General features: G+C 46.6%; 16 protein-coding genes and 2 tRNA genes. 14 read left to right on the top strand and 4 right to left on the bottom strand.

The window, feature by feature from the left end; genetic code table 11:
* Positions 1–13: 13 nt before the first annotated feature.
* The gene (locus ICN11_RS03035; RefSeq protein WP_216229090.1) at positions 14–1198 is read left to right on the top strand and encodes an acetyl-CoA C-acyltransferase family protein; all 1185 of its coding nucleotides are present in this window, start codon (positions 14–16) and stop codon (positions 1196–1198) included.
* Positions 1199–1236: 38 nt separating this feature from the next.
* On the opposite strand, the gene serB is transcribed toward ICN11_RS03035, so the two are convergent.
* Together serB and mfd are read right to left on the bottom strand one after the other, a co-directional pair.
* Entirely contained in the window at positions 1237–2127 is an 891-nt protein-coding gene (gene serB, locus ICN11_RS03030) for a phosphoserine phosphatase SerB (RefSeq protein WP_216229089.1), read from the bottom strand.
* A 19-nt stretch (positions 2128–2146) separates the two neighbouring features.
* Positions 2147–5701: a transcription-repair coupling factor gene (gene mfd / locus ICN11_RS03025; protein ID WP_216229088.1), complete on the bottom strand. Its 3555-nt coding sequence runs from the start codon at positions 5699–5701 to the stop codon at positions 2147–2149.
* A gap of 23 nt (positions 5702–5724) precedes the next feature.
* Between mfd and ispD the strand changes: the two genes are divergently transcribed.
* From ispD to ICN11_RS02980, 9 genes are all read left to right on the top strand, one after another.
* Positions 5725–6474, top strand: coding sequence for a 2-C-methyl-D-erythritol 4-phosphate cytidylyltransferase (gene ispD / locus ICN11_RS03020; protein ID WP_216229087.1), 750 nt, complete (start codon positions 5725–5727; stop codon positions 6472–6474).
* 27 nt (positions 6475–6501) lie between these two features.
* Entirely contained in the window at positions 6502–7005 is a 504-nt protein-coding gene (gene ispF, locus ICN11_RS03015) for a 2-C-methyl-D-erythritol 2,4-cyclodiphosphate synthase (RefSeq protein WP_216229086.1), read from the top strand.
* An 81-nt stretch (positions 7006–7086) separates the two neighbouring features.
* A tRNA-Leu gene (locus tag ICN11_RS03010) sits at positions 7087–7173 on the top strand.
* A gap of 57 nt (positions 7174–7230) precedes the next feature.
* Positions 7231–8568 carry a trigger factor gene (gene tig, locus ICN11_RS03005; RefSeq protein ID WP_216229085.1) on the top strand — a complete coding sequence of 446 codons (1338 nt, stop codon included), beginning with the start codon at positions 7231–7233 and terminating at the stop codon, positions 8566–8568.
* Between the two features lie 26 nt (positions 8569–8594).
* A complete protein-coding gene (gene clpP, locus ICN11_RS03000) occupies positions 8595–9224 on the top strand; it encodes an ATP-dependent Clp endopeptidase proteolytic subunit ClpP (protein WP_216229084.1) in 630 nt (209 codons plus the stop codon).
* Between the two features lie 26 nt (positions 9225–9250).
* Positions 9251–10612, top strand: coding sequence for an ATP-dependent Clp protease ATP-binding subunit ClpX (clpX, locus tag ICN11_RS02995; RefSeq protein ID WP_216229083.1), 1362 nt, complete (start codon positions 9251–9253; stop codon positions 10610–10612).
* 178 nt (positions 10613–10790) lie between these two features.
* A complete protein-coding gene (gene lon / locus ICN11_RS02990) occupies positions 10791–13223 on the top strand; it encodes an endopeptidase La (RefSeq protein ID WP_216229082.1) in 2433 nt (810 codons plus the stop codon).
* Between the two features lie 118 nt (positions 13224–13341).
* Positions 13342–13417, top strand: a tRNA-Val gene (locus tag ICN11_RS02985).
* Positions 13418–13522: 105 nt separating this feature from the next.
* Positions 13523–14989 (top strand): peptidylprolyl isomerase, encoded by a 1467-nt coding sequence (locus tag ICN11_RS02980; RefSeq protein WP_216229081.1) that lies wholly within the window; start codon positions 13523–13525, stop codon positions 14987–14989.
* A gap of 2 nt (positions 14990–14991) precedes the next feature.
* On the opposite strand, the gene ICN11_RS02975 is transcribed toward ICN11_RS02980, so the two are convergent.
* Positions 14992–15642 (bottom strand): arylesterase, encoded by a 651-nt coding sequence (locus ICN11_RS02975; RefSeq protein WP_216229080.1) that lies wholly within the window; start codon positions 15640–15642, stop codon positions 14992–14994.
* Positions 15643–15667: 25 nt separating this feature from the next.
* Between ICN11_RS02975 and ICN11_RS02970 the strand changes: the two genes are divergently transcribed.
* Genes ICN11_RS02970 through ICN11_RS02960 form a run of 3 tightly spaced genes read left to right on the top strand, consistent with a single transcriptional unit; the run spans position 15668 to position 21182 of the window.
* Positions 15668–16348, top strand: a complete 681-nt coding sequence (locus tag ICN11_RS02970) for an ABC transporter ATP-binding protein (RefSeq protein ID WP_216229079.1) — start codon at positions 15668–15670, stop codon at positions 16346–16348.
* A gap of 21 nt (positions 16349–16369) precedes the next feature.
* Positions 16370–20401: a phosphoribosylformylglycinamidine synthase gene (purL, locus tag ICN11_RS02965; RefSeq protein WP_216229078.1), complete on the top strand. Its 4032-nt coding sequence runs from the start codon at positions 16370–16372 to the stop codon at positions 20399–20401.
* Between the two features lie 4 nt (positions 20402–20405).
* Positions 20406–21182 (top strand): spermidine synthase, encoded by a 777-nt coding sequence (locus ICN11_RS02960; RefSeq protein WP_255539865.1) that lies wholly within the window; start codon positions 20406–20408, stop codon positions 21180–21182.
* 74 nt (positions 21183–21256) lie between these two features.
* Here ICN11_RS02960 and ICN11_RS02955 read toward each other — a convergent pair whose 3' ends face one another.
* Complete coding sequence (locus ICN11_RS02955) at positions 21257–23842, bottom strand: bifunctional aconitate hydratase 2/2-methylisocitrate dehydratase (protein ID WP_216229077.1); 2586 nt, start codon at positions 23840–23842, stop codon at positions 21257–21259.
* A gap of 388 nt (positions 23843–24230) precedes the next feature.
* Here ICN11_RS02955 and ICN11_RS02950 point away from each other — a divergent pair, with 388 nt between their 5' ends.
* Positions 24231–25892, top strand: a complete 1662-nt coding sequence (locus ICN11_RS02950) for a CTP synthase (protein ID WP_216229076.1) — start codon at positions 24231–24233, stop codon at positions 25890–25892.

Below are 25892 nucleotides of genomic sequence, written 5' to 3'. Positions count from 1 at the left end.
AAAGGGGATTGTTATGAGTCGTGATGTCGTCGTTTTAAGTGCTGTACGTTCTGCAATTGGCACATTCAATGGATCATTGAGCAGCCTTGAGCCATGTGAGCTCGGCGGTATCGTGATGAAGGAAGCGGTTGCGCGCTCTGGAGTGGATCCAGCTTTAATTAATTACGTTACTGTTGGTAACACTATCCCTACAGATAACCGTTACGCCTATGTAGCTCGTGTAGCTTCTATCCAAGCTGGCCTGCCTATGGAATCGGTTGCCATGGCTTTAAATCGTTTGTGCAGTTCTGGTTTGCAAGCGATTGTGTCTACTGCTCAACAAATTATGTTGGGTGACTGCGATTACGGTATCGGTGGTGGCGTTGAAGTGATGTCACGCGGTATGTACGGTTCACCAGCAATGCGCAGCGGTGCTCGCATGGGCGATACCAAAATGATTGACTTGATGGTTTCTGTTTTGACGGATCCATTTGGTGTTGGTCATATGGGTGTTACTGCAGAGAACCTCGTTGAAAAGTGGAAGCTCACACGTGAAGAGCAAGATGCTCTCGCAGTGGAATCACATCGTCGTGCTGCACACGCAATCAAAGAGGGTCGCTTCAAATCTCAAATCGTTCCAATCACCATCAAAACTCGTAAGGGTGATGTTGTGTTTGATACAGACGAACATTGCAAGCCAGATACCACTATGGAAACTTTGGCGAAGATGAAAGCGGTCTTCAAAAAAGAGGGTGGTAGCGTAACTGCAGGTAATGCATCAGGTATTAATGATGGTGCAGCATTCTTTGTATTGGCAGAAGCTGAAGCCGCTAAGAAGGCTGGTCATAAGCCAATCGCCCGCCTAGTGTCTTACGCTGTTGCTGGTGTACCTAACCACATCATGGGTGAAGGCCCAATCCCGGCAACTAAGATTGCTCTGGAGCGTGCTGGCCTGAAATTGGATCAAATCGATGTGATTGAATCCAATGAAGCGTTTGCTGCACAAGCTTTAGCAGTTGCTAAAGGCTTAGGTTTAGATCCAGCCAAGACTAATGTCAACGGTGGAGCAATTGCATTGGGTCACCCAATTGGTTGCTCTGGTGCCGCTATTGCGACTAAAGCTATTCATGAACTGCATCGTGTTCAAGGCAAATATGCTTTGGTCACAATGTGTATTGGTGGTGGTCAAGGTATCGCAACTATTTTTGAGCGCCTGTAATCAGCGCTCATTTGCTGCTCTATCCTAAGCCAAGTGCTTTAGGCAATGAGCAGTAAAGCAGCATCCAAGCCGACTCGGTCAAAAGCCGCGTCGGCTTTTTCTTTGACGATTGGTTTTGCTTTATAGGCAATACTGATTCCAGATCTGTGCATCATTGGCAGGTCGTTTGATCCATCACCCATGGTGATGGAGTTACCTTTTTTGCAATTCATCAATGCGCAGGCTTGCTCTAGATAAGCATTTTTCGCTGCGCCATCAACGATATCGCCAATGACTTTACCTGTCAGCTTGCCATTAATGATTTCTAGAGTATTTGCTTGGGTTTGCTTAAAGCCCAACTCCTGCTGAAGCTTTTGGGTAAAGAAAGTGAAGCCTCCAGAAACTAGTAAGGTATACAAGCCTTTAGCATTTGCCCCAGCTAGCAATTCAGTGGCACCAGGGTTAGGTCGCAAACGTTCGCGATAGACTGACTCCAATACATTGGCGGATACGCCTTCCAGAAGGGCTACGCGTCTGCGCAAACTTTCTTTAAAGTCTTTAATTTCACCGCGCATAGTGGCTTCAGTGATTTCTGAAACGGCAGCTTTCTTGCCTGTGAAGTCTGCAATCTCATCAATGCACTCAATATTGATCAGGGTCGAGTCCATATCCATTGCCAGCACCTTCACTTCACCTGGATTAAATCCTGGGGAAAGAAAAGCTAAGTCCGCATCATGCGCAGCAGCAATATCACGCATAGCAACTCTTGCTTCCGGAAGTAAAGCTTGAGAGCAAGTCCAGCGGGCAGTGAAATACTTCAAATGACTTTGTTCATTGCCGTCCTTGGCAATCTCAATACCTAAAACTTTTGCATGCGCAATCAATGCAATATTTAATTGTGAAGTGATTGGGATATTAGCAATTGCTACAAGAGTAAGGTGCTTAGACATAGGCATTGACGATCAGTAATTAATTTGCTTGAACAGTATTGAGCATGGCGGACTCATTGAGGCTTCTGAGAATTTTCCGGATATGGTCTAGACGTTGCTCTAGTTTCTCAAAATCCTTCTCTTTTTGGGGAAGAATTTTTAACTTATCCTGCCCATTGAGTTGAATGTATTTGGATGACTGAATCAATTGAATGATCTTCATCGGGTCAATCGGAGGATTGGGTATGAACTGGATCTGAATCGATGCTGGGCTAGCATCAATCTTCTTGATTCCAAAGCCAGCCATTTCTAGGCGTAGTCGATGGGTTTCATATAGGGATTTAGCTTGGTCAGGCAAATCACCATAGCGATCTACCAGTTCTTCACGTAATCCCATGAGTTCGGAGAAATCATTTGTACCGGCGAAACGCTTGTACATGGAAAGGCGTTCATGAACATCGGGGCAATAGTCATTTGGGAAGAGTGCAGGTACGCCGAGATTGACATCAGTAGTTGCCTGCAGCGGAGATAGTAGATCTGGCTCTTTGCCGCTTCGCAGGGATTTAACTGCGCGATTGAGCATCTCGGTATACAGCTGAAATCCAATTTCATGAATTTCACCAGACTGTTTATCTCCTAGGACTTCACCTGCGCCGCGGATTTCTAAATCATGCATCGCCAAATAGAAACCGGACCCTAGTTCTTCCATGGCTTGAATAGCATTTAAACGTAGTTGCGCCTGCTTACTGAGTGCCTCAGGGTCCGGAACTAGCAAATAGGCATAGGCCTGGTGATGGGAGCGTCCAACGCGACCACGTAATTGATGTAGCTGGGCTAATCCAAATTTATCTGCGCGATGCATGATGATGGTATTAGCAGTCGGAACGTCAATACCCGTTTCAATAATGGTGGTGCATAACAAGATGTTGGTGCGCTGAGTCACAAACTCACGCATGACCGATTCCAGTTCACGCTCATGCATTTGACCGTGGGCAACGCTAATACGAGCCTCTGGAATAAGCTCTTGCAATGCATGCTTACGGTTTTGAATTGTTTCCACTTCATTGTGGAGGAAGTAGACCTGGCCACCACGCTTAATCTCCCGAAGCACTGCTTCACGAATAACGCCGTCACCTTCTCGCCGCACAAAAGTTTTGATGGCCAAACGTTTCTGGGGTGCCGTCGCAATGATCGAGAACTCACGCAAGCCTTCCATGGCCATGCCCAGTGTCCTTGGGATAGGTGTTGCTGTCAGGGTCAGGATATCGACTTCAGCGCGCAATGCCTTGAGCGCATCCTTTTGACGCACTCCAAAGCGATGTTCCTCGTCTACGATCACCAATCCCAAGTTGGCAAATTGAGTTTCTTTTGAAAGAAGCTTATGTGTGCCAATGATGATGTCAGCCTCGCCTTTAGCGATCGCCTCTAATGCGGCATTAATTTCTTTGGTGGTTTTAAATCGCGAGAGCTCAACAATGCGCACAGGCCAATCGGCAAATCTATCCTTCCAGGTTGCGACATGTTGTTCTGCGAGCAGGGTGGTTGGCGCCAAGATGGCCACTTGTTTACCACCCATCACCGCAACAAAGCTGGCGCGCAGGGCAACCTCGGTCTTGCCGAATCCTACATCGCCACACACCAGTCGATCCATCGGTGTACCGCTAGTCATATCACCGATCACTGCAGCAATCGCATTTGCTTGATCTGGTGTTTCTTCAAAGCCAAAGCTTTCAGCAAAGGCTGCGTAGTCATGAGCTGAGAACTCAAAGGCATGACCTTTGCGAATCGCTCTTGCTGCATACAGGCTTAATAGCTCAGCAGCGGTATCTCGAATTTGCTGTGCAGCTTTACGTCTTGCCTTATCCCACTGACCAGAACCCAACTGGTGCAATGGTGCTGAGTCAGGATCAGAGCCTGCATATCGGGTCACCATCTGTAGTTGTTGCACTGGTACATACAGGGTTGCATCTTTGGCGTAAACCAAGTGCAGGAACTCTTCAAAAATGGGCTCTTCTTTGGGTGGTGCTAAATTGAGTAGCACTAAACCTTGATAGCGACCAATGCCATGATCTGTGTGAACAACGGGGTCACCAATCTTGAGCTCAGATAAGTCCTTAAAGAGCATATCCGGATCGGCGCTCTCACTCTCCTTGCCTTTACGTCGTTGACGTGCTGTGGTGGTGAATAGCTCAGCCTCGGTAACCACGACGAGGTTTTCAGCTGGCCATGTAAAGCCGTTAAAGAGTTGCGCTGTGACCAAGCCAAATAGAGCATCACTCTTAATAAAGTCAGCAATACCTTCAAAGCCTTCTGGCTTTAGTGGGTAGAGCGGTTTGCCATTTTGTCCAGCAACTGAATTACTCTCCTCAAAGAGTTGGCGAATGGATTCTTTACGGCCATTACTATCACTACAAATAAGTACGCGCACTTTTTCTTGAGAAACCAAAGCGCGCAAGCGATTCATTGGATCAGCATCACGACGATGAACCGCTAAATCAGGAACAGCTAAAAATTGCGGAGCAGCTTTTGATTCTTTATCCGCCTCTTTATCCAATGCCAGACGCGCATTGGGTTTGGCTGCTGTGAAGAATTGATCCACATCCAGGAATAACTCTGCTGGTGGAAGAATGGGGCGATCAAGATCATGCTTTAAGAATTCATATCTAGAAAGCGTGTCCTTCCAGAAGCCCTTAATAGATTCTTCAACATCACCGATGCTTACTAGCCAGACGGGATCGCCTGAGCGGGGGAAGTAATCAAAGACTGTCGATGATTCTTCAAAGAAAAGGGGTAAATACGATTCGATACCAGCACTAGGAATTCCTAGGTTGACATCTTTATAAATTGAACAACGCGTTGGATCGCCTTCAAATACCTCGCGCCATCTGCCGCGAAAGGCGGTACGTGAAGCATCATCAAATGGAAATTCATGTCCCGGTAATAGACGAACTTCTTTAACCGGATAGAGGCTGCGCTGGGTATCTGGATCAAAAGCTCGAATTTGCTCAATCTCATCACCAAAGAGATCAAGGCGATAAGGCAGACTAGAGCCCATCGGAAATAAATCAATGAGTCCGCCGCGAATACTATATTCACCAGGGCGCATTACTGCGCTTACAGGATCGTATCCAGCTTGCTGCAACTGAAGTTTTAGTGCCGCCTCATTAAGCTTGTCACCTTGTCTAAAAAAGAAAGTATGGCCAGATAAAAAGTTTGGTGGTCCGAGTCTTTGTAAAGCGGTGGTAATGGGCACCAAGACAATGTCGCAACTGCCGTTGAGTAATTCATAGAGCGTTGCTAAGCGTTCTGAGACCAAATCCTGGTGAGGTGAGAAATGGTCATACGGCAGAATTTCCCAGTCAGGCAATAAACGCGTCTTGAGCTGTGGGGCAAAGGCTGGGATTTCTTCTAACAGACGCTGGGCTTCCTGCGCCTGAGCGCAGAAAATAACCATGACTGAGAATTCAGATCGGTACCGCAGGGCAGATTGGGCTATTAATGCAGCATCTGATGAGCCAACGAGCCCTGAAAAGGTAAAGCGCTGCCCAGCCCGGGGTACGGGTATGGGGGGTGCTAGTTTTAATGCATCAGACATCTGCGCTCATTATAGAATCAGGTATGCGCCCGGCAAATCAATCTTCTCCCCAATGTCACGCCTTGTTACCCACGGCTGGAGCAGGATCCAGACTTGGTGGAGTCTTGCCAAAGCAGTTTCAGGAATTAGCGGGCAAACCCATGCTGGCCTATGCCTTGGAAGCCTTTGCTGCTACCCCGGAGATTGCCTCTATTTGGGTGGGTGTTAGCTCCGGCTTTGTCGACAATCCTATTCTGAGCTCACTCTCCAATAAGTCTGCCTCTATTCAATTTCTCCCAAGCGGCGGCCCAACCCGTCAAGAAACCGTCAGAAATACTTTGGCAGCCATGCTTAAGGCGGGAATTCCGGAAACAGACTGGGTGCTTGTGCATGATGCTGCCCGACCTGGCATTTCTACCGAGCTGATTCAAAAACTGATTCGTGCTGTCACTCAAGCTGGTGAGGGCGGTCTTTTGGCAATTCCTTTAGCCGATACATTAAAAATGGCTGATGCCAACTCCGCAATTGCCGGCAATCCCAATAGGTCGATGAAGACGATTTCTAGAGATCATCTTTGGCAGGCACAAACGCCCCAGATGTTTGGCTTAAAGCGTCTGCATGATGCAATTGAAGAGGGTATTCGACTAGAGGCCGACATTACCGATGAGGCAAGTGCAATGGAACTCTCAGGCTCTAGCCCATTATTAATAGAGGGTGCCACTCGCAACTTCAAAGTAACCCACCCAGCGGATTGGGATTTGATGCAAACCATCTTGCAGGCCTCCCGCAAATAAACCCTCTGAATCTATAACGACAACTCAATGACTTCAAGCGCTCCTCACATTCCCCAGTTTCGTATTGGTCAAGGTTATGACGTTCATGCCTTAGTTGCGGATCGTAAGTTAATCTTGGGTGGTGTTCATGTCCCCAGTGATAAAGGCCTATTAGGGCATTCGGATGCGGATGCCTTGTTACATGCATTAACCGATGCCCTGTTGGGCGCTGCTGGATTGAATGACATTGGCCAGCTATTTCCAGATACTGATCCCCAGTTTAAGGATATGGATAGCCGAATTTTGCTCAGAGCCGCTCTTCAGAAGGTTCAGGCTGCCGGGTTTCAGGTGGGTAATGTCGATGCGACGATTATTTGCCAAAAGCCCAAATTAGCCACTTTTTTGCCTGATATGGTCCGCAATATCGCGGCAGATTTAGCTGTCACGCCAAGCCATGTCAACCTGAAGGCCAAAACCAATGAATCCCTTGGGCACTTAGGCAGAGGTGAGGGCATTGCAGTCCATGCGGTGGCTCTGCTCTACAAGGCCTAAATATCCTCCAAAACCACTAAGCATTGTAGAATTACGGTCTTTAGAGTGAAGCTTTAGCTCGGTAGTGTTTGCGGAATTCGCGCGAGGATGGCGAAATTGGTAGACGCACCAGGTTTAGGTCCTGACGCCAGCAATGGTGTGGGGGTTCGAGTCCCCCTCCTCGCACCACAAGATAACTACTTGGCTTGGGCTTCACATATTCCGATTTTCAAATAAGAGACGAGAATGGCTGTGCAGATAGAAAATTTAGGTCAGTTAGACCGCAAAGTGACCTTAGAGTTCGCTCGTGCCGATTTGGCTAAGGCAAGAGAAGACCGTTTGGCTAAATTGGGTAAGACCATGAAAGCCCCAGGCTTCCGTCCAGGCAAAGTGCCTAAGAGCATGGTTGAAAAGCAATACGGCATGCAAGTGGATTTCGAGCTTCAGTTCGATAAAGCTTCTGAGCTGTTCTATGACTTAGCTCAAAAAGAAAAAATCCTTTTGGCTGGCCAACCACGCCTTGACCCAAAATCTGAATTAGACGCAGACAAAATTGTGTTCGATGCTTACTTTGAAGTGTTACCAGAAGTGAAGATTGGTGACTTCAGCAAAGCAGAAGTGACTAAGTACACAACTGACATTTCCGATGCAGAAATTGATCGCGCATTAGATGTATTGCGCAAGCAGCAAGTTCATTACCATCCACGTGGCGTAGCTGGTGCTCATGGTGATGGCGGTGCAAACACAGCTGCTCAAGCTGGCGACCAGGTTGTAATCGACTTCGTTGGCAAAATCGATGGCGTTGAATTTGCTGGCGGTAAAGCTGAAAACTTTGAGTACGTTCTTGGTGAAGGTCGCATGCTCCCAGAATTTGAAGCTGCTACATTGGGCCTCAAAGCGGGTGAGAGCAAGACTTTCCCATTAAGCTTCCCAACGGATTACCACGGTAAAGATGTAGCCGGCAAGACTGCTGACTTCACTATTACTGTTAAGTCAGTAAATTGGGCGCACCTGCCAGCAATTGATGATGCGTTTGCATTGTCTTTGGGCGTTACTGAAGGTGGCGTTGCCAAAATGCGTGAAGAAGTCAAAGAGAATTTAGATCGCGAAACAAAACGTCGTATTACTTCCTTGTTAAAAGGCGAAGTAATGGAGAAGCTCAACAGTCTTTGCGAACTCGATGCACCAAAATCTTTGGTTGCTCAAGAGCAAGAGCGCTTAGTTGAGTCTGCACGTCAAGACTTAATGCAGCGTGGCATTCCTAATGCAAAAGACGCACCGATTCCTGCTGAGATGTTTGCTGAGCAAGCCCTCAAGCGTGTTCGCCTCGGTTTGATTTTGAGTGACTTGGTTAAGCAGCAAAACTTGGCTGCAACTGCAGATCAAATCAAAGCTGAAATTGATGAACAAGCTGCTACATACGAAGATCCTAAAGAAGTAGTGCGTTGGTTCTACAGCAATCCAAGCCGCCTTAAAGATATCGAGAACTTGGTGCTGGAAGACAACGTGATTAAGCATTTCACTTCGCAAGCTAAAGTGATCGATAAAGCAGTTACCTTCGAAGAACTCAGCAAGCTCAACTAAGTATTAATTAATAAAGGCCTGATCACATGAACCAGAATCATTTCCAGTCTGAGAATTTAGAACCTAAAGCTTTGGGTTTAGTTCCAATGGTGATTGAAACCTCTGGTCGAGGTGAGAGAGCCTATGACATTTACTCTCGCTTACTCAGAGAACGTGTAGTTTTCTTGGTTGGCGAAGTAAATGATCAAACTGCAAATTTAGTGATTGCCCAGTTGCTATTTCTTGAGAGTGAAAATCCAGATAAAGAAATTTCTCTGTACATCAACTCTCCTGGCGGCTCTGTTTCCGCTGGTCTGGCTATCTACGACACAATGCAATTTATCAAGCCACACGTCAGCACTTTGTGTATGGGTATGGCTGCGAGCATGGGTGCGTTCTTGTTGTGTGCTGGTGAGAAGGGTAAGCGTTATGCATTACCTAACTCCCGCGTGATGATTCATCAGCCATTAGGTGGCGCACGTGGCCAAGCTTCTGATATTGAAATCCAAGCTCGTGAGATTCTTTACTTACGTGAACGCTTGAACAAGATTTTGGCGGATCGCACTGGTCAATCAATTGAAACGATTGCTAAAGACACTGATCGCGATAACTTCATGTCTGCAGATCAGGCTCAAGAGTATGGCTTGATCGATAAAGTGATTGATAAGCGTCCTTAATACCTATTCATTTTTAGATAGCCACCTTGAGCGATAAAAATACTACCAATAGCGCAGATAAAGTTCTGTATTGCTCTTTCTGCGGCAAGAGTCAGCATGAAGTAAAGAAACTGATTGCCGGACCTTCTGTTTTTATTTGCGATGAGTGTATCGACTTATGCACCGACGTCATTCAAGAAGAGCTCGCTAAGCTTCCTAAGGCTGAGGACGATGATGCTTTACCAACACCACACCAGATTCGCGAGAACTTAGATCAGTACGTGATTGGTCAGGACCATGCGAAGAAGACTTTAGCTGTAGCGGTTTACAACCACTACAAGCGTTTGCAGTATTTGCCAAAACCTAAAAAAGAGAAGCTTGATAAAGATGGTAAGCCTGTTGAGGCTGCCGACAAAAAGGAATCTAAGACTCCTGCCAAAGCCATGGTTGATGGTGTTGAATTGGCAAAGAGTAATATTTTGCTGATCGGTCCAACCGGCTCGGGTAAAACATTGTTAGCCCAAACTTTAGCGCGTATGTTGGACGTGCCATTTGTAATGGCTGACGCCACAACATTAACCGAAGCGGGTTATGTTGGTGAAGACGTTGAAAACATCATTCAAAAGTTATTGCAAGCTTGTGACTACAACGTAGAAAAAGCACAGCGCGGTATTGTGTATATCGATGAGATCGATAAGATCTCCCGTAAATCAGATAACCCATCCATTACTCGCGACGTATCAGGCGAGGGCGTTCAGCAAGCCTTGTTAAAGCTGGTTGAAGGTACGATGGCTTCTGTGCCTCCTCAAGGTGGACGTAAGCACCCGAACCAAGATTTCTTGCAAGTTGATACGACCAATATCCTATTTATCTGCGGCGGTGCATTTGACGGTCTTGAGAAGGTCATTCAACAACGTACTGCGAAGACTGGCATTGGATTTAATGCCACGGTTCCAGGTAAGGATGATCGCGGTGTTAGCGACCTCTTAATCGAAGTGGAGCCAGAAGATTTAATTAAGTTTGGCCTCATTCCTGAGTTGATTGGTCGTTTGCCGGTTGTAGCAACTTTGGCGCAATTGGATGAAACTGCCTTAATTCAGATCCTGACTGAGCCTAAGAATGCCCTTGTAAAGCAGTATCAGGCGCTTTTAACAATGGAAGGCTCTGAGCTTGAAGTTCGTCCAGCGGCATTGTCAGCCATCGCCAAGAAAGCTATTGCACGCAAAACCGGTGCACGCGGCCTGCGTTCTATTCTTGAGGGATCCCTCATGGATGTCATGTATGACCTGCCATCTTTGAAGAATGTTCAAAAGGTGGTCATCGATGAAAATACCATCGCTGAGGGCGGAAAGCCTATTTTGGCCTACAAGCAGGGTGACGAATCCACAGAAATGAGCAAAAAAGCCTAATTTTTGCTATTTTTTGCTGTTTTCACAGGGTTTTCGCTCACTTTTTGCATATTTACCCCTTGTTTTTCACTTGGTGGCACCCATATAGGTAGTATCCTATTCCTAAATAATGTCCCTATGTAGTAGTACGGCATTTTTAGAGATTTTTACGGAACGACTATTTTGGAGGAATTGCCCCATGCCTGGCCACTTATTACTACCCTCTGAACCTATTCAACTGCCACTTCTCCCTTTAAGAGACGTCGTAGTGTTTCCGCACATGGTCATCCCCTTGTTTGTGGGCCGTCCAAAATCAATCAAAGCGCTAGAAGCTGCCATGGAAACTGGCAAAAATGTACTTTTAGTAGCTCAAAAGACTGCCGCCAAGGATGAGCCTGGCGTAGAGGATCTCTATGAGGTTGGCTGTATCGCCAACATCCTGCAAATGCTCAAGCTGCCCGACGGTACCGTAAAGGTATTAGTTGAGGGCGTACAGCGCGCTGAAGTAAGTCAGGTTGAAGATAGCCAGGGTTATTTCTGCTGTGAAGCTAGCCCAAGCCCAATGTCAGCATTGGATGCGCACGAGACTGAGGCTTTGCGTCGTGCCATCATGGCTCAGTTTGATCAGTACGTAAAACTGAATAAAAAAGTTCCTCAAGAGATTCTGTCCTCACTTGGTGGCATTGATGACCCAAGCCGTTTGGCGGATACGATTTGCGCACATCTCCCAGTTAAGCTCGAACAGAAACAGCGTTTACTGGAAATGACGGATGTAGTGCAACGCTTAGAAAGTCTCTTGGCTGATCTTGAAAGTGAAATCGATATCTTGCAGGTTGAGAAGCGTATTCGTGGGCGTGTAAAGCGTCAGATGGAGAAGAGTCAGCGCGAGTACTACTTAAACGAACAAGTTAAAGCTATTCAAAAAGAATTAGGCGAGGGTGAAGAGGGTGCCGATCTCGAGGAGCTTGAGAAGCGCATTAAGGCTGCCCGTATGCCTAAAGAGGCATTGAAGAAGGCTGAGTCTGAGTTGAAGAAACTCAAACTCATGTCACCAATGTCTGCTGAAGCAACCGTGATTCGTAATTTCATTGATACTTTGGTGACGCTTCCATGGAAGAAGAAAACCAAGATCAATAATGATCTAGCCAATGCTGAAAAAGTATTGGATGAAGATCATTACGGACTTGATAAAGTGAAAGAACGCATCCTGGAATACCTCGCAGTTCAACAACGTGTTGAACGCGTCAAGGCTCCGATCCTTTGTTTAGTTGGGCCTCCTGGTGTTGGTAAAACTTCTCTAGGTCAATCTATTGCCCGCGCAACCAACCGTAAGTTTGTTCGCATGGCATTGGGTGGTGTGCGTGATGAGTCTGAAATTCGTGGTCATCGCCGCACTTATATTGGCTCTATGCCGGGCAAGATTCTATCTAGCTTGACTAAAGTGGGCGTACGCAATCCTTTATTCCTCTTGGACGAAGTAGACAAGATGGGCATGGATTTCCGCGGCGATCCAGCAAGTGCATTGCTAGAGGTTTTGGACCCAGAGCAAAATCACACATTCCAAGATCACTATGTTGAGGTTGACTTTGATCTCTCCGATGTGATGTTTGTTGCAACATCTAACTCCTTGAATATTCCTGGTCCTTTATTGGATCGCTTGGAAATCATTCGTCTTGCTGGTTACACGGAAGATGAGAAGACCAGCATTGCCATCAATTATTTAATCCCTAAACAGATTAAAAATAATGGTCTCAAAAAAGATGAATTGAAGATTGAAGAATCCGCTGTTCGCAGCATGATTCGCTATTACACACGTGAAGCTGGTGTTCGTTCCTTAGAGCGTGAAATCAGCAAGATCTGCCGTAAGGTAGTGAAGTTGCTTCTCCTCAAGAAAGAGGCTGCACCAGTCACTGTGAATGCTGACAATCTTGAGAAGTTCCTTTCTGTGAAGATGTATGACTTTGGTCTTGCTGCAAAAGAGAATCAAGTTGGCCAGGTAACTGGTTTGGCTTGGACCGAAGTTGGCGGTGATCTATTGACCATCGAAGCGGCAGTGATGCCAGGTAAGGGCGTCATCACTCGTACCGGCTCCATTGGCGACGTAATGAAAGAATCTGTCGAAGCGGCTAAGACTGTGGTTCGTTCTAGAGCGAGAGCCTTGGGAATTGCGGATGAGGCTTTTGAGAAGAAAGATATTCATATTCACTTCCCAGATGGCGCGACGCCTAAGGATGGTCCATCGGCTGGTATTGCCATTACAACGGCCTTGGTTTCTGTCTTTACAGGTATACCGATTCGCTCTGATGTAGCCATGACGGGTGAGATTACTTTGCGTGGTGAAGTATTGCCCATTGGCGGCCTGAAAGAGAAACTATTGGCAGCGCATCGTGGTGGTATCAAACTGGCTTTAATTCCAGAGGAAAACGTCAAAGATTTGATCGATATTCCGGATAACGTCAAGAATGCGATTGAAATCGTTCCGGTCCGCTGGATTGATAAAGTTCTGGAGTTGGCTTTAGAGCGAAAACCAGTTGCTTTACCGGATCCAACACCAGAAGAGCTCGCTAAAAGGGCTGCTGAAGCTAGCAAAGCCAATGAAAAGATTTCTTCTGGTGAAGCCTTAAAGCATTGATGTCTAGGGGATATTTGAGGGATTTTGAGTCATATTGAACGGTTTATTTAAGTCCATTCTGATGAAGAATCCCTCTTTTATTCCCGCACTAGGTTACAATCTCGTCTGTATTAATTTGGGGCGCTTAGCTCAGATGGTAGAGCGTCTGCCTTACACGCAGAATGTCGGCGGTTCGATCCCGTCAGCGCCCACCAGTTTCCCAAATCGCATTCGCTTTTCCTCTTATAGGCTTTCTAGTTCCTCTAGACCTTCTGCCTAGTACACTCGCATTATTGACTTTATTTTCGAGCGATTAATTCATGTTTGATTCCGTACGTAAGCACCAAAAAATTCTACAGTTTGTATTGATGCTGTTTATTGTTCCTTCTTTTGCCTTGTTCGGCATCTCCAGCTATTCCGGATTTATGGATAAAGAAACGGATATTGTTAAGGTGAATGGCAAACCAATTACTGCGCAAGAAGTGGATATGGCTGCTAAGCGTCAGGCTGAGCGTGTTGGCGGAAACATGCAAATTGCTCAAAGTCTGCCGTTTCGTCAGGCAATTTTGAATGAGTTGCTCCAGCAGCGTATCTTAGGATTTGCGGTGAGCGACCTGCGCTTGCAAGTGGGTAAGCAAGAGCTTGTGAATAGTCTGCAAAAGATTCCTCAGATTCGTGCTTTATATCGTCAAGATGGCACATTTGATGATGCTCGCTTTAAGCAGTTATTGGCAAGCAACGGCATGAATGAAGAGCAGTTCTATGCCGGTCAAAGCTTTGACTTAAAAATTCAGCAGTTAGTTAACTCAGTTGCGCGTACAGAACTGGCAAGCCCAAAATTATCTGAGATTGTTTCATCTTTGTATGAGACCGAAAGACAAGTTCAGGCTTTGCAGTTCAACGCTAAAGATTATTTATCTAAAGTGAATCCAAGTGCTGAAGAGCTGCAGGCTTTTTATGAAGCTAATGCAAAATTATTTGAGCGTCCTGAATACATTGATGTTGAGTACATTGTTCTCAAAGCAGATCCAAAAGAAGACTCCAAAGCCTTTAATGAAAAGGCAGATCAGTTTGCGAATATGACTTACGACCAGTCTGACAGCTTAAAGCCTGCGGCTGATAAATTAAAGCTCAGCATTCAAACCCAGAAGGGTGTGACTCGTGGTGGTGCGCCAGGCGTATCCAAAGATCATCCCTTGGCTAATCCTAAGGTGATGCAGTCTCTTTATGGTGATGAGTCCCTCAAGAACAAGCGCAATACTGAAGCTGTTCAAACGGCGTCAGGTGTATTTGTATCTGCTCGGGTAGTTACTTTGCACCCAGCACAAATTTTGCCGTATAGCGAGGTTGCAGCAGAAGTGAAGCGTCAAGTTAGCCAACGTGCTGCAGAGAAATTGGCCATTTCTGCTGCAAGCGAGAAATTAGCCGCACTTGAAAAAGATCCGAAGAATGCCGCTGGTTTCTCAAGTCCTAGCTGGATCTCACGCAATAAGCCCGGCAGCTTAGTTGGTCCATCAATGGATGAAGTTATGTCTGTTAATGCAAGCAACTTGCCGGCTGTAGTTTCGGTTGCCAATCCAGGTGTTGGCACTACGATTTATCGTATTGATCAAGTTCGTCAGCCACCTGCAGTTGATGCCAAGGTACATAAGGCTCAGGCGCAACAGATTCAAGCGCTGGCTGCGCAAGCCGAATTTGCTGGCTTTATGGGCTATTGGCGTAATAGCGCTGGCGTTAAAGTCATCAACCCGCTCAAGCAAGCAAGCGCAGGTAGTGCGGGCAGTTAAAACTAAGGCAGTTTTTTAAGTAAGTTACTGTATGGGGCCATTGAGCCCCATACGTTTTTAAAGATAACGCTTTGTGCCGCCACATTGGGATGTAGGCGATCCGCCTGGAACAATTCTGGTTTTGTGGCAACGCCTTCTAAGAAAAATGGCATTAACTCGATACGCTCTTGACTTGCAAGCAAGGGGTAGAGATTCTTAAATTGCATGGTGTAGGTTTGGCCATAGTTCGAAGGAATCTGTATGCCGCAGAGCAAAACCTTTGCACCCGATTTTTTGCTCACCTGAATCATCTTGCGAAGATTGGCTTCGGTTTGATTTACAGGCAATCCTCGCAAGGCATCATTTGCCCCCAGCTCTATAAGCACAATTCCTGGTTTTTTCTGATCCAAGAGATTGGGGAGGCGGCTCAGGCCACCCGAGCTAGTTTCTCCGCTAATGCTGGCGTTAAAAACGTTCCACGGACTTTGATCTTTGGCTAATTGCTCTTGGAGCAGGGTGACCCACCCCGTGCCACGCGGCAGGCCGTATTCAGCAGAAAGGCTATCACCCAGTATCAGGACTACTGGCTTTACTTGTGCCCAAGAAGAAATGCTTAATACAAGGCAAAATAGCCCTGTAATGAATTTATTCACAGTTAAAAACTGAATCCACATTTTTTCCACTCTAGAAAATTTTCACATGAACAAACAGTCTAATTCCATTGTTGCCGATCGCGTTGGCAAGCTGGTAAATACGGCTGATGGTGACCTGGCTATTTTGCACGACTTGAGTTTTCAAATTGAGCAAGGTGAAAGTGTGGCAATTATTGGCGCTTCCGGCTCTGGAAAGAGTACCTTGTTAAGCCTCTTGGCTGGTTTAGATCTGCCAAGCTCGGGGCAAATTGATTTAATGGGGCAAAGCCTTAATCTCTTGGATGAAGATGGCAGGGCACGTTTGCGTGGTCAGTTCGTTGGCTTTGTATTTCAGTCTTTCCAGCTGTTGCCACACCTAACGGCCCTAGAGAACGTCATGCTTCCCTTGGAGATGGCAGGCGTAGACCATGCTAAAGCCAGGCTAGAGGCTAATCAATGGCTAGAAAAGGTTGGCTTAAGCCTGAGAGCCAATCACTTTCCTAAGACGCTGTCAGGTGGTGAACAGCAACGGGTGGCGCTAGCCCGAGCTTTCATTAATAAGCCCGCCATTCTGTTTGCCGATGAGCCTACCGGGAGCCTGGACGAAGCTAGCGGAAATAGGGTGATTGAGCTCCTTTTTGAGCTAAATCGGGAGAATTCTTCAACCCTGGTTCTGGTGACCCACGATCCAGCCTTAGCTGCTCGGTGCGGACGCCAATTGAGTCTTCAGGGCGGGCGCCTGGCTTAAGCAAAACCTTATAATCTTGCCATGTCATCATTCTGTTGCTTGCCCGGGGCAAATGCCCTTTCAGCCTTCCGCCAACAGCGACTTTTAGCTTCGCTCGCAGCCCAAGGAATTCAACTTGAGTCCATAGAGGCTCAATACCTTCATTTCGTTTGGTCTGAGTCAGAACTCAGTGCCAAAGATAAAGAGGTGCTCGAGAGTCTTCTGACTTACGGCCAACCTTTTAAATCTCAGCTGAAGGGCGGCTCCTTATTCAGCAAAGCCGCCGATAAACAATCTGCGATTGCTATTCCCCGATTTGGCACAGTTTCTCCATGGGCTAGTAAAGCAACAGATATTGCACGTCAATGCGGGCTTCAAGTGTTACGTATTGAGCGTGGCGTTCAGTATGCTTGGCAGAGTAAAAAAGCACTCAGCACAGAACAAGATCAGCTGGTGTTGGCTGCATTACATGATCGTATGACTGAGGCTGTTATCTCAGATATCAATGAAGCTAGTGCTTTATATCAATCTCTGCCTGATCGCCCATTTGTCCGCATCCCAGTATTAACTGAGGGCAGAGCTGCACTAGATAAAGCAAATCAAGACTTAGGTCTCGCCTTATCGGAAGATGAGGTGCTTTATCTCGTTGAGAATTTCATTCGCTTAGAACGTAATCCGAGCGATGTTGAGTTGATCATGTTTGCCCAGGCGAATAGTGAACATTGCCGTCATAAGATTTTCAACTCTAGTTGGACTATCGATGGGGATGATCAAGAGAAATCCCTATTTGCAATGATTCGCAATACGCATCAACTTCAGCCAGAAGGCACGATCGTGGCCTACTCCGACAACTCAGCAGTGATGGTGGGAGCCGAGTCAGAAACTTGGTCCCCCAAAGGTGAGGGTCGTCGTTACGAAAAAGACACACGTTTAGTACATACCTTGATGAAGGTGGAGACTCACAATCACCCAACGGCAATTGCACCATTTCCGGGCGCCTCTACAGGTGCTGGTGGCGAGATTCGTGATGAAGGTGCGACTGGTGTCGGCGGGCGTCCTAAAGCAGGCCTTACTGGCTTCTCTGTTTCAAACCTCAATATCCCTGGCACCGGTTTGCCATGGGAGTCTGAGAAGTACGGCAAGCCAGAGCGTATTGCCACACCACTACAGATCATGATTGATGGTCCATTAGGTGGCGCCGCATTTAATAATGAATTTGGTCGTCCCATTCTCGGTGGTTATTTTCGCGTCTTTGAGCAAACCTTAGAAGGTGTTCGTCGCGGTTATCACAAGCCCATCATGATTGCTGGTGGTATCGGTAGCATTGATTCAATTCATACTGCAAAGAAGCAAATTAAAGCGGGGCACTTATTTATTCAATTAGGTGGCCCTGGTATGCGTATTGGTATGGGTGGCGCAACTGGTAGTTCTGTTGCAACCGGAACCAATACTGCAGATTTAGATTTTGATTCTGTCCAACGCGGTAACCCAGAAATGGAACGCCGTGCACAAGAAGTGATCAATTCTTGTATTGCAATGGGTCAGAGTAACCCTATTGTTTCAATTCATGATGTTGGTGCGGGTGGTATTTCCAATGCATTTCCAGAGCTAGCTGATGGTGCCGGCTTAGGCGCCCAATTTCAGTTGCGCAAAGTGCCGCTTGAGGAAAGCGGCATGAGTCCTGCAGAGATTTGGTGTAACGAATCTCAAGAGCGTTATGTTCTAGCAATTGAGGCTAAAGATCTGGAGCTGTTTAAGTCACTCTGTGAGCGCGAGCGATGCCCATTTGCCGTAGTGGGTGAAGCAACAGTTGAGCGTCAACTTCAGCTAAGCGACAGTAAAGAAACTACTGGTACCGATGCTGCAATGCCCATTGATATGCCAATGGAAGTATTGCTAGGCAAGCCGCCACGTATGCATCGTGATGTGACGCGTGTGGCACAAGAGTTTGAAGAATTAAATGTCACTGACGCCGATCTTGCCCAATGCATTGCTTGGGTTCTGCAGCAACCCACAGTTGCTAGTAAATCATTCTTGATTACTATCGGCGATCGTACCGTTGGTGGTCTCAATACTCGTGATCCATTTGTTGGGCCATGGCAAGTTCCTGTTGCTGACTGTGCAGTTACCTTGATGGATTACAAGGGCTACCGTGGTGAAGTTATGACCATGGGCGAGCGTACTCCATTGGCCGTGATTGATGCACCAGCCGCTGCCAAGATGGCAGTTGGTGAAGCCATTACTAATCTATTGGCTGCGGACATTCGTCGCTTAGAAGACGTTAAGCTTTCTGCTAATTGGATGGCTGCTTGTGGTGCACCCGGAGAAGATGCAAAGCTGTATGACTCCGTTAGAGCAATTGGGATGGATTTATGTCCAGCACTTGGCATTTCTATTCCGGTTGGTAAAGACTCTCTATCTATGGCTACTGCATGGCAGGAGGGCGATCAAGCCAAAAAAGTGGTTTCTCCAGTCTCCTTAATTATTTCTGCTTTTGCTGCAGTTCAGGACGTTCGTAAAACTACAACGCCTTTGCTTAAACTCAAAGATGAATCTGGCGCAGCATTAGAAACTGAATTGATCTTGATTGATTTAGGTCGCGGTAAAAACCGCATGGCTGGAAGCATTCTTGCTCAAGTACTCAATCAATCTGGTAAATCAGCTCCGAATGTAGATCACCCAGATGATCTGAAGGCACTTGCTACTTCCATCATTGAACTGCGCAAAGCAGATCAGTTGCTGGCTTACCATGACCGTTCTGACGGCGGCTTGTTCGCCTGTATTGCAGAGATGGCATTTGCATCGCATACCGGCATTTCAATGAATGTCGACATGATTGCTGTTGATGTTGGGCAAGAGGCTGACTGGGGTGACGCTAAGAACTGGGCGCAACAGGTATCTGGTCGACGTCATGAGCAAACCATGCGCGCTTTATTTAATGAAGAGCTTGGTGCGGTAATTCAGATTCGCAAAGCTGATCGGGATGCTGTATTTGCTGTTTTGCGTAAATTGAACCTGAGCGCGTTCAGTCACGTGATTGCAAAACCAAATACCAATGGCCGGATTGAAATTTGGCGTGATGCAAAAAATATCTTTGCTGAACCACGTGAAGTCCTGCAAAAGATGTGGGCTAACACGAGTTATCAGATTGCTCGCTTACGCGATAATCCAGATTGTGCTGATAGTGAGTTTGCGCTACTCGATAACGTTGCCGATACTGGAATGTCACCAAAGCTGACATTTGATATTGCGGAAGATATTGCAGCACCATTCATTAATAAGAATGCTAGACCTAAAGTCGCTATCTTGCGTGAGCAGGGTGTTAATTCTCATGTAGAAATGGCTTATGCCATGAATTGGGCTGGCTTTGATAGTTATGACGTTCATATGTCAGATCTGCTTTCTGGTAAATCCAAGTTAGATGATTTCCGTGGCCTGGTTGCCTGCGGTGGATTTAGCTATGGAGACGTATTGGGGGCAGGCGAGGGTTGGGCGAAAACTATCCTCTTTAATGCTCAATTACGCGATCAGTTCTCCTCATTCTTTAATCGCCAAGATAGTTTTGCTTTAGGTGTCTGTAATGGTTGCCAAATGATGAGCAATCTAGCAGGAATTATTCCTGGTGCTGAAGCATGGCCTAAATTTACCCGCAATCAATCCGAGCAGTACGAGGCTCGATTGGTGATGGCTGAAGTGATGGCATCGCCTTCCATCTTTACCCAGGGTATGACAGGAAGTCAGCTACCTATCGCTATTGCGCATGGCGAGGGCTTTGCTAACTTTAGCCAACAAGGCAATTTAGAGGCGCTTCAGAAACAAGGGTTGGCTGCTCTCCGTTTTGTGGATCACCAAGGTAACCCTACTGAAACCTACCCAATGAATCCAAATGGTTCGCCTGGTGGTTTAACTGGCGTTACTACTCCAGATGGTCGCTTCACGGTCATGATGCCGCATCCTGAGCGCGTCTTTAGGGCGGTGCAGATGAGCTGGGCACCAAGTGAATGGCTCGACACACCAGATGGAGCAAGCCCATGGATGCGATTATTCCGCAACGCTAGAGTCTGGGCAAAGTAATCTAATGCCAGATTCATCTATGGCGATGGAGCCAGTTACATTTTCTGAGAGTGGTGGAGTGCGCTATTTGCACTTTGGTAGCGAGTTAATTCAGGGTGCAATGCGCATTCGTGATCCAGATGAGATTTATCTGGAATACAACCAGCAAATGATGGCTTGGTTATTGTTTTTGGAAACTAAGCCTGGCATGAGAATTGCTCAACTTGGCTTAGGAACTGGCGCTCTGACAAAGTTTGCTCATCGTTATTGCCCAGCTGTAAAAACTACAGTTGTTGAACTCAATCCTGCTGTGATTGTGTCTGCTCGCAGCATGTTCTTCACTCCTGATGATGATCGCCGTCTAGAGACATTGAAAGCCGATGCCAAGGCTTTTGTTCAGAACAAGAAGAATCAGGATCGCTTTGATGCGGTTCAGGTTGACTTATATGACGCTATTTGCGATGGCCCGGCTGCTAGCTCCTTAGAATTCTACAAAGGCTGTTACGACATTCTCAAGTCACCCGGCGTACTAACGGTGAATTTGTTTTCTCGTCACAAGAGCTTTGATATCAATTTAAACAATATCTGTGAAGCATTTGATAATCGAGTCCTTCTGTTTCCAGAGTCTCATGACTGTAACGTTGTTGCGATTGCTTTTAAAGGTCCGCAATTAGATGTTGAGTGGAAGGAAGTCTCAAAGCGCGCCAAATTAATCATGGAAAAAACTGGCTTGCCAACCAATACCTGGGCTTCTGGTTTGAATCGTGAGAATGCCCATCAAGAAAATAAGCTCTGCATCTAGGCAAATTTAGATAAGAAAAAAGGCGATCGGTTGATCGCCTTTTTTATTGCCCCAAACATCGGGGCTATTAATACTTAGATTGTTACTGTGTCAGCAACATCGCTGAATGACTTAATCTTGTCAAAGTTCATGTACTTATAAACTTCACCAGATTTAGCGTTCAATGACTCAACTTGCTCAAAATACTCCTGCGGCGTTGGTAGGCGACCCAAGAGCGCTGCAACCGCTGAAAGCTCAGCAGAAGCGAGATACACACGAGTGTCGATACCTAAACGGTTCGGGAAGTTACGTGTTGATGTGGAGACTGCTGTAGAGCCTTTACGGATTTGAGCCTGGTTACCCATACAGAGTGAGCAGCCTGGAGTTTCCATGCGGGCACCTGTAGCACCCAGAATGCCGTAATAGCCTTCTTCGGTCAAAATCATCTGGTCCATCTTGGTTGGAGGAGCCACCCATAGGCGAGTAGGCATATCCTTTTTACCCTGAAGAACTTGACCTGCTGCACGGAAGTGTCCGATGTTTGTCATGCAAGAGCCGATAAATACTTCATCGATTTTCTCGCCAGAAACTTCAGATAAGAACTTCACATCGTCTGGATCATTAGGGCAAGCTAGGATTGGTTCTTTAATCTCGCTCATATCGATTTCGATTACTTCGGCGTAATCAGCGTTTGCATCAGCCTTGAGCAAGTCAGGTTTAGCAATCCACGCTTCCATTGCTTTGATACGACGACCTAAAGTGCGCTTATCTTCGTAGCCATTTGCAATCATCCACTTCATCAAAGTGATGTTAGAGCGCATGTATTCAATGATCGGCTCTTTGCTGAGAGCAATTGCACAACCAGCAGCTGAACGTTCTGCTGAAGCATCGGATAATTCAAATGCTTGTTCAACTTTCAGATCAGGCAAACCTTCGATTTCTAAGATGCGACCAGAGAATACGTTCTTCTTGTTTTGTTTTTCAACAGTCAACAAGCCTTTCTTGATGGCATATAGAGGAATTGCATTAACCAAGTCACGCAAAGTAATGCCGGGCTGCATTTTTCCTTTAAAGCGAACCAATACAGACTCAGGCATATCCAAGGGCATTACGCCAGTAGCGGCAGCAAAGGCAACTAAGCCAGAGCCAGCAGGGAAGGAGATGCCGATTGGGAAGCGGGTATGACTATCACCACCAGTACCGCAGGTATCTGGCAAGAGTAAACGATTTAACCAGCTGTGGATCACGCCATCACCTGGACGCAATGCAACGCCGCCACGGTTAGTCATAAACGCTGGCAACTCATGGTGAGTGCGAATGTCTACTGGCTTTGGATATGCGGATGTATGGCAGAAAGATTGCATTACCAAGTCTGCAGAGAAGCCTAAGCAAGCCAAGTCTTTCAATTCATCACGGGTCATTGGACCAGTGGTGTCTTGTGAGCCGACTGTAGTCATGTGTGGCTCGCAATAAGTGTCCGGGCGTACGCCTTGACCTTCCGGCAATCCACAAGCGCGGCCAACCATCTTTTGCGCCAAGCTGAAACCTTTTTTGTTATCAGGTGGGCTAACAGGGATACGGAATTCTGTAGAAGCTGGCAAGCCAAGTGCTGCGCGTGCTTTAGAAGTGAGGCCACGACCGACGATCAAAGGAATACGACCGCCTGCACGAACTTCATCCAAAATTACTGGTGACTTGAGTGAGAAGGCAGCAATTTCTTTGCCGTTCTTAAATGCTTTACCTTCGTATGGACGGAGTTCAATTTCGTCACCCATATTCATATCGGAAACGTCTAACTCGATAGGCAATGCGCCAGCGTCTTCCATGGTGTTAAAGAAGATTGGAGCAATCTTTGTACCCAAGCAAACACCACCAAAGCGCTTGTTCGGAACAAATGGAATATCTTGACCAGTCCACCACAACACAGAGTTGGTTGCAGATTTACGTGAAGATCCTGTACCAACAACGTCACCAACGTAGGCAATTTGATTGCCTTTCTTTTGGAGAGCTTCAATTTGCTTCATTGGGCCACGAACACCAGCCTCATCGGGTTCAATGCCTGGACGTGGGTTCTTCAGCATGATCGTTGCGTGCAACGGAATATCTGGACGACTCCATGCGTCAGGAGCAGGTGACAGGTCGTCGGTATTGGTTTCACCGGTGACTTTAAATACGGTGAGCTTCATGCTTTCTGGAACAGCGGCGCGGCTCGTAAACCACTCGGCATCAGCCCAGCTTTGCAGAACGCCTTTAGCTTCTGCATTACCTTTTTCAGCTAATTCTTGTACATCATGGAAATAGTCAAACATCAACAAAGTCTTTTTCAAAGCGGCGGCGGCAGTAGCTGCGCACTCTGAATCGGAGAGCAATTCAACCAAAGGCTTAATGTTGTAGCCGCCGAGCATAGTGCCCAAAAGCTCAGTAGCTTTAATGCGTGAAATCAAAGGGGACTTCTCAGTCCCTTTAGCGACGGCATCCAAAAATTCTGCTTTAACTTTAGCCGCTTCATCAACACCAGCAGGAACGCGATTGGTAATGAGTTCAAGTAATTCTGCTTCTTTACCCTTTGGAGGATTTTTGAGCAAACCAACCAGTTCGGCAGTTTGATCTTTAGTCAGGGGGAGGGCTGGAATTCCAAGGGCTGCGCGTTCGGCAACTTGGGCGTTGTAGGCTTCTAGCATCGTATTTCCTATCGGGTAAGAGTTATCAACTTAAGGCTCAGCAGGGCTTTATTCCCTATCCAGTCTATTGTAATTGCTAATTCATGTCTTATATAAGACTTAATTGTTAAAAGTTCTCAAAAAAGCCTCATTTGAGGGCGAAATAGGGGTTAATTGGGATAAACCGATAATTCTCAGTAATTCAACACTATTGCAAAAAGGGTATTGGGCCTGGAGTGATGGTGGATTTTGAGTTTGCGAAAGAAGTCTGAGTGGCAAGAAGTTGCCTATTAAACAGGCAAATTTTTCACTGGACTGGCTAGCAGCCTGAGAGTTATTGGGTGACCTAGGAATTTATCCAGACAGAGACGCTATCGTTATAATTACTTTTTCCAACAGAGCTTAAGCGATGACCAAATACGTTTTTGTCACTGGTGGTGTGGTTTCTTCTTTAGGGAAAGGAATCGCAGCTGCCTCGCTTGCCGCGATTCTTGAATCCCGCGGCCTGAAAGTCACCCTCCTAAAATTAGACCCTTATATCAACGTTGACCCTGGGACCATGAGCCCGCTTCAACATGGCGAAGTCTTTGTTACTGAAGACGGCGCTGAAACTGACCTCGACCTTGGGCATTACGAGCGTTTTGTCTCCGCAAAAATGCGTAAGAGTAATAACTTCACAACTGGTCAGATCTACGAATCCGTCATTAGCAAAGAGCGACGCGGTGAATATCTGGGTAAGACAGTTCAAGTTATTCCTCATATTACGAATGAAATTCAAGCATTTGTAGAGCGCGGTGCGAAAGCAAGTCACGACGGCAAAGCCGATATTGCTATTTGTGAAATCGGTGGAACAGTGGGTGATATCGAATCCCTGCCATTCCTTGAGGCAGCTCGTCAAATGAGCATTCGCATGCCAAAACATAGCTGTGCTTTCGTTCACCTTACTCTGGTGCCTTATTTGAGTAGCGCTGGCGAATTAAAAACAAAGCCGACCCAACACTCTGTTCAGAAGTTGCGTGAAATTGGCATCATGCCAACTGTTCTCCTGTGTCGCGCAGACCGCCCAATTCCGGAAGATGAGCGCGCAAAGATCTCACTTTTCTCCAATGTACGTGAAGAGGCTGTTATTTCAGTTTGGGATGTTGACACTATCTACAAGATTCCTGAGATGCTACAAGCCCAGGGTATGGATGATTTAATTTGTCGTGAATTAAATATTGAGGCTAAGCCTGCAGATTTATCTGTTTGGGCAAACTTGGTTTATGAGTTAGCTAATCCGCAGCACGAAGTCACCATCGGTATGGTTGGTAAGTATGTTGAGTTAACGGAATCCTACAAGTCATTGATCGAAGCTTTGCGTCACGCAGGTATTCATAATCACACACGCGTCAACATCAATTACATTGACTCTGAAGTCATTGAAAAAGATGGTGTTGACTGCCTTCAGAATCTAGATGCAATCTTAGTCCCTGGTGGTTTTGGTAAACGTGGCACCGAAGGTAAGATTGCCGCCATTCGTTATGCCCGCGAGAACAATGTTCCTTACCTAGGCATTTGTTTGGGTATGCAGTTAGCTGTGATCGAATTTGCGCGTCATGTTGCTAATATTGCGCAGGCAAACAGTACTGAATTTGATCCTGAGACAGAGAGTCCAGTTGTGGCTTTGATTACTGAGTGGGTCGATCGTGAAGGTCGCGTTGAGAAGCGCACCAATGATTCTGATCTTGGTGGAACCATGCGTTTAGGTTCACAACGTTGCCCCGTTAAAGACGGCACTTTGGCTCATGAAATCTATGGCTCTGAAGTGAATGAGCGTCACCGCCATCGCTATGAAGTGAATAACGTCTACGTACCGCGTCTTGAGAAGTCTGGTCTGATTATTTCCGCTAGAACTCCTAACGAGTCCCTGCCTGAAATGATGGAGTTGCCTAGCGGAATGCACCCTTGGTTCTTTGGAGTGCAGTTCCATCCTGAGTTCACATCCACTCCGCGTGATGGACATCCATTGTTCTCTGCTTTCATTAAGGCATCATTGGTTCATCAAGCTGCTTCCCAAAAGCAGGCAGCCTAG

The organism is Polynucleobacter sp. 78F-HAINBA, assembly GCF_018882325.1.
In the GTDB taxonomy this organism is placed as follows: domain Bacteria; phylum Pseudomonadota; class Gammaproteobacteria; order Burkholderiales; family Burkholderiaceae; genus Polynucleobacter.
The sequence above is the reverse complement of the archived record's forward strand: the minus strand, read 5'-3'. Positions and strand labels throughout refer to the sequence as shown.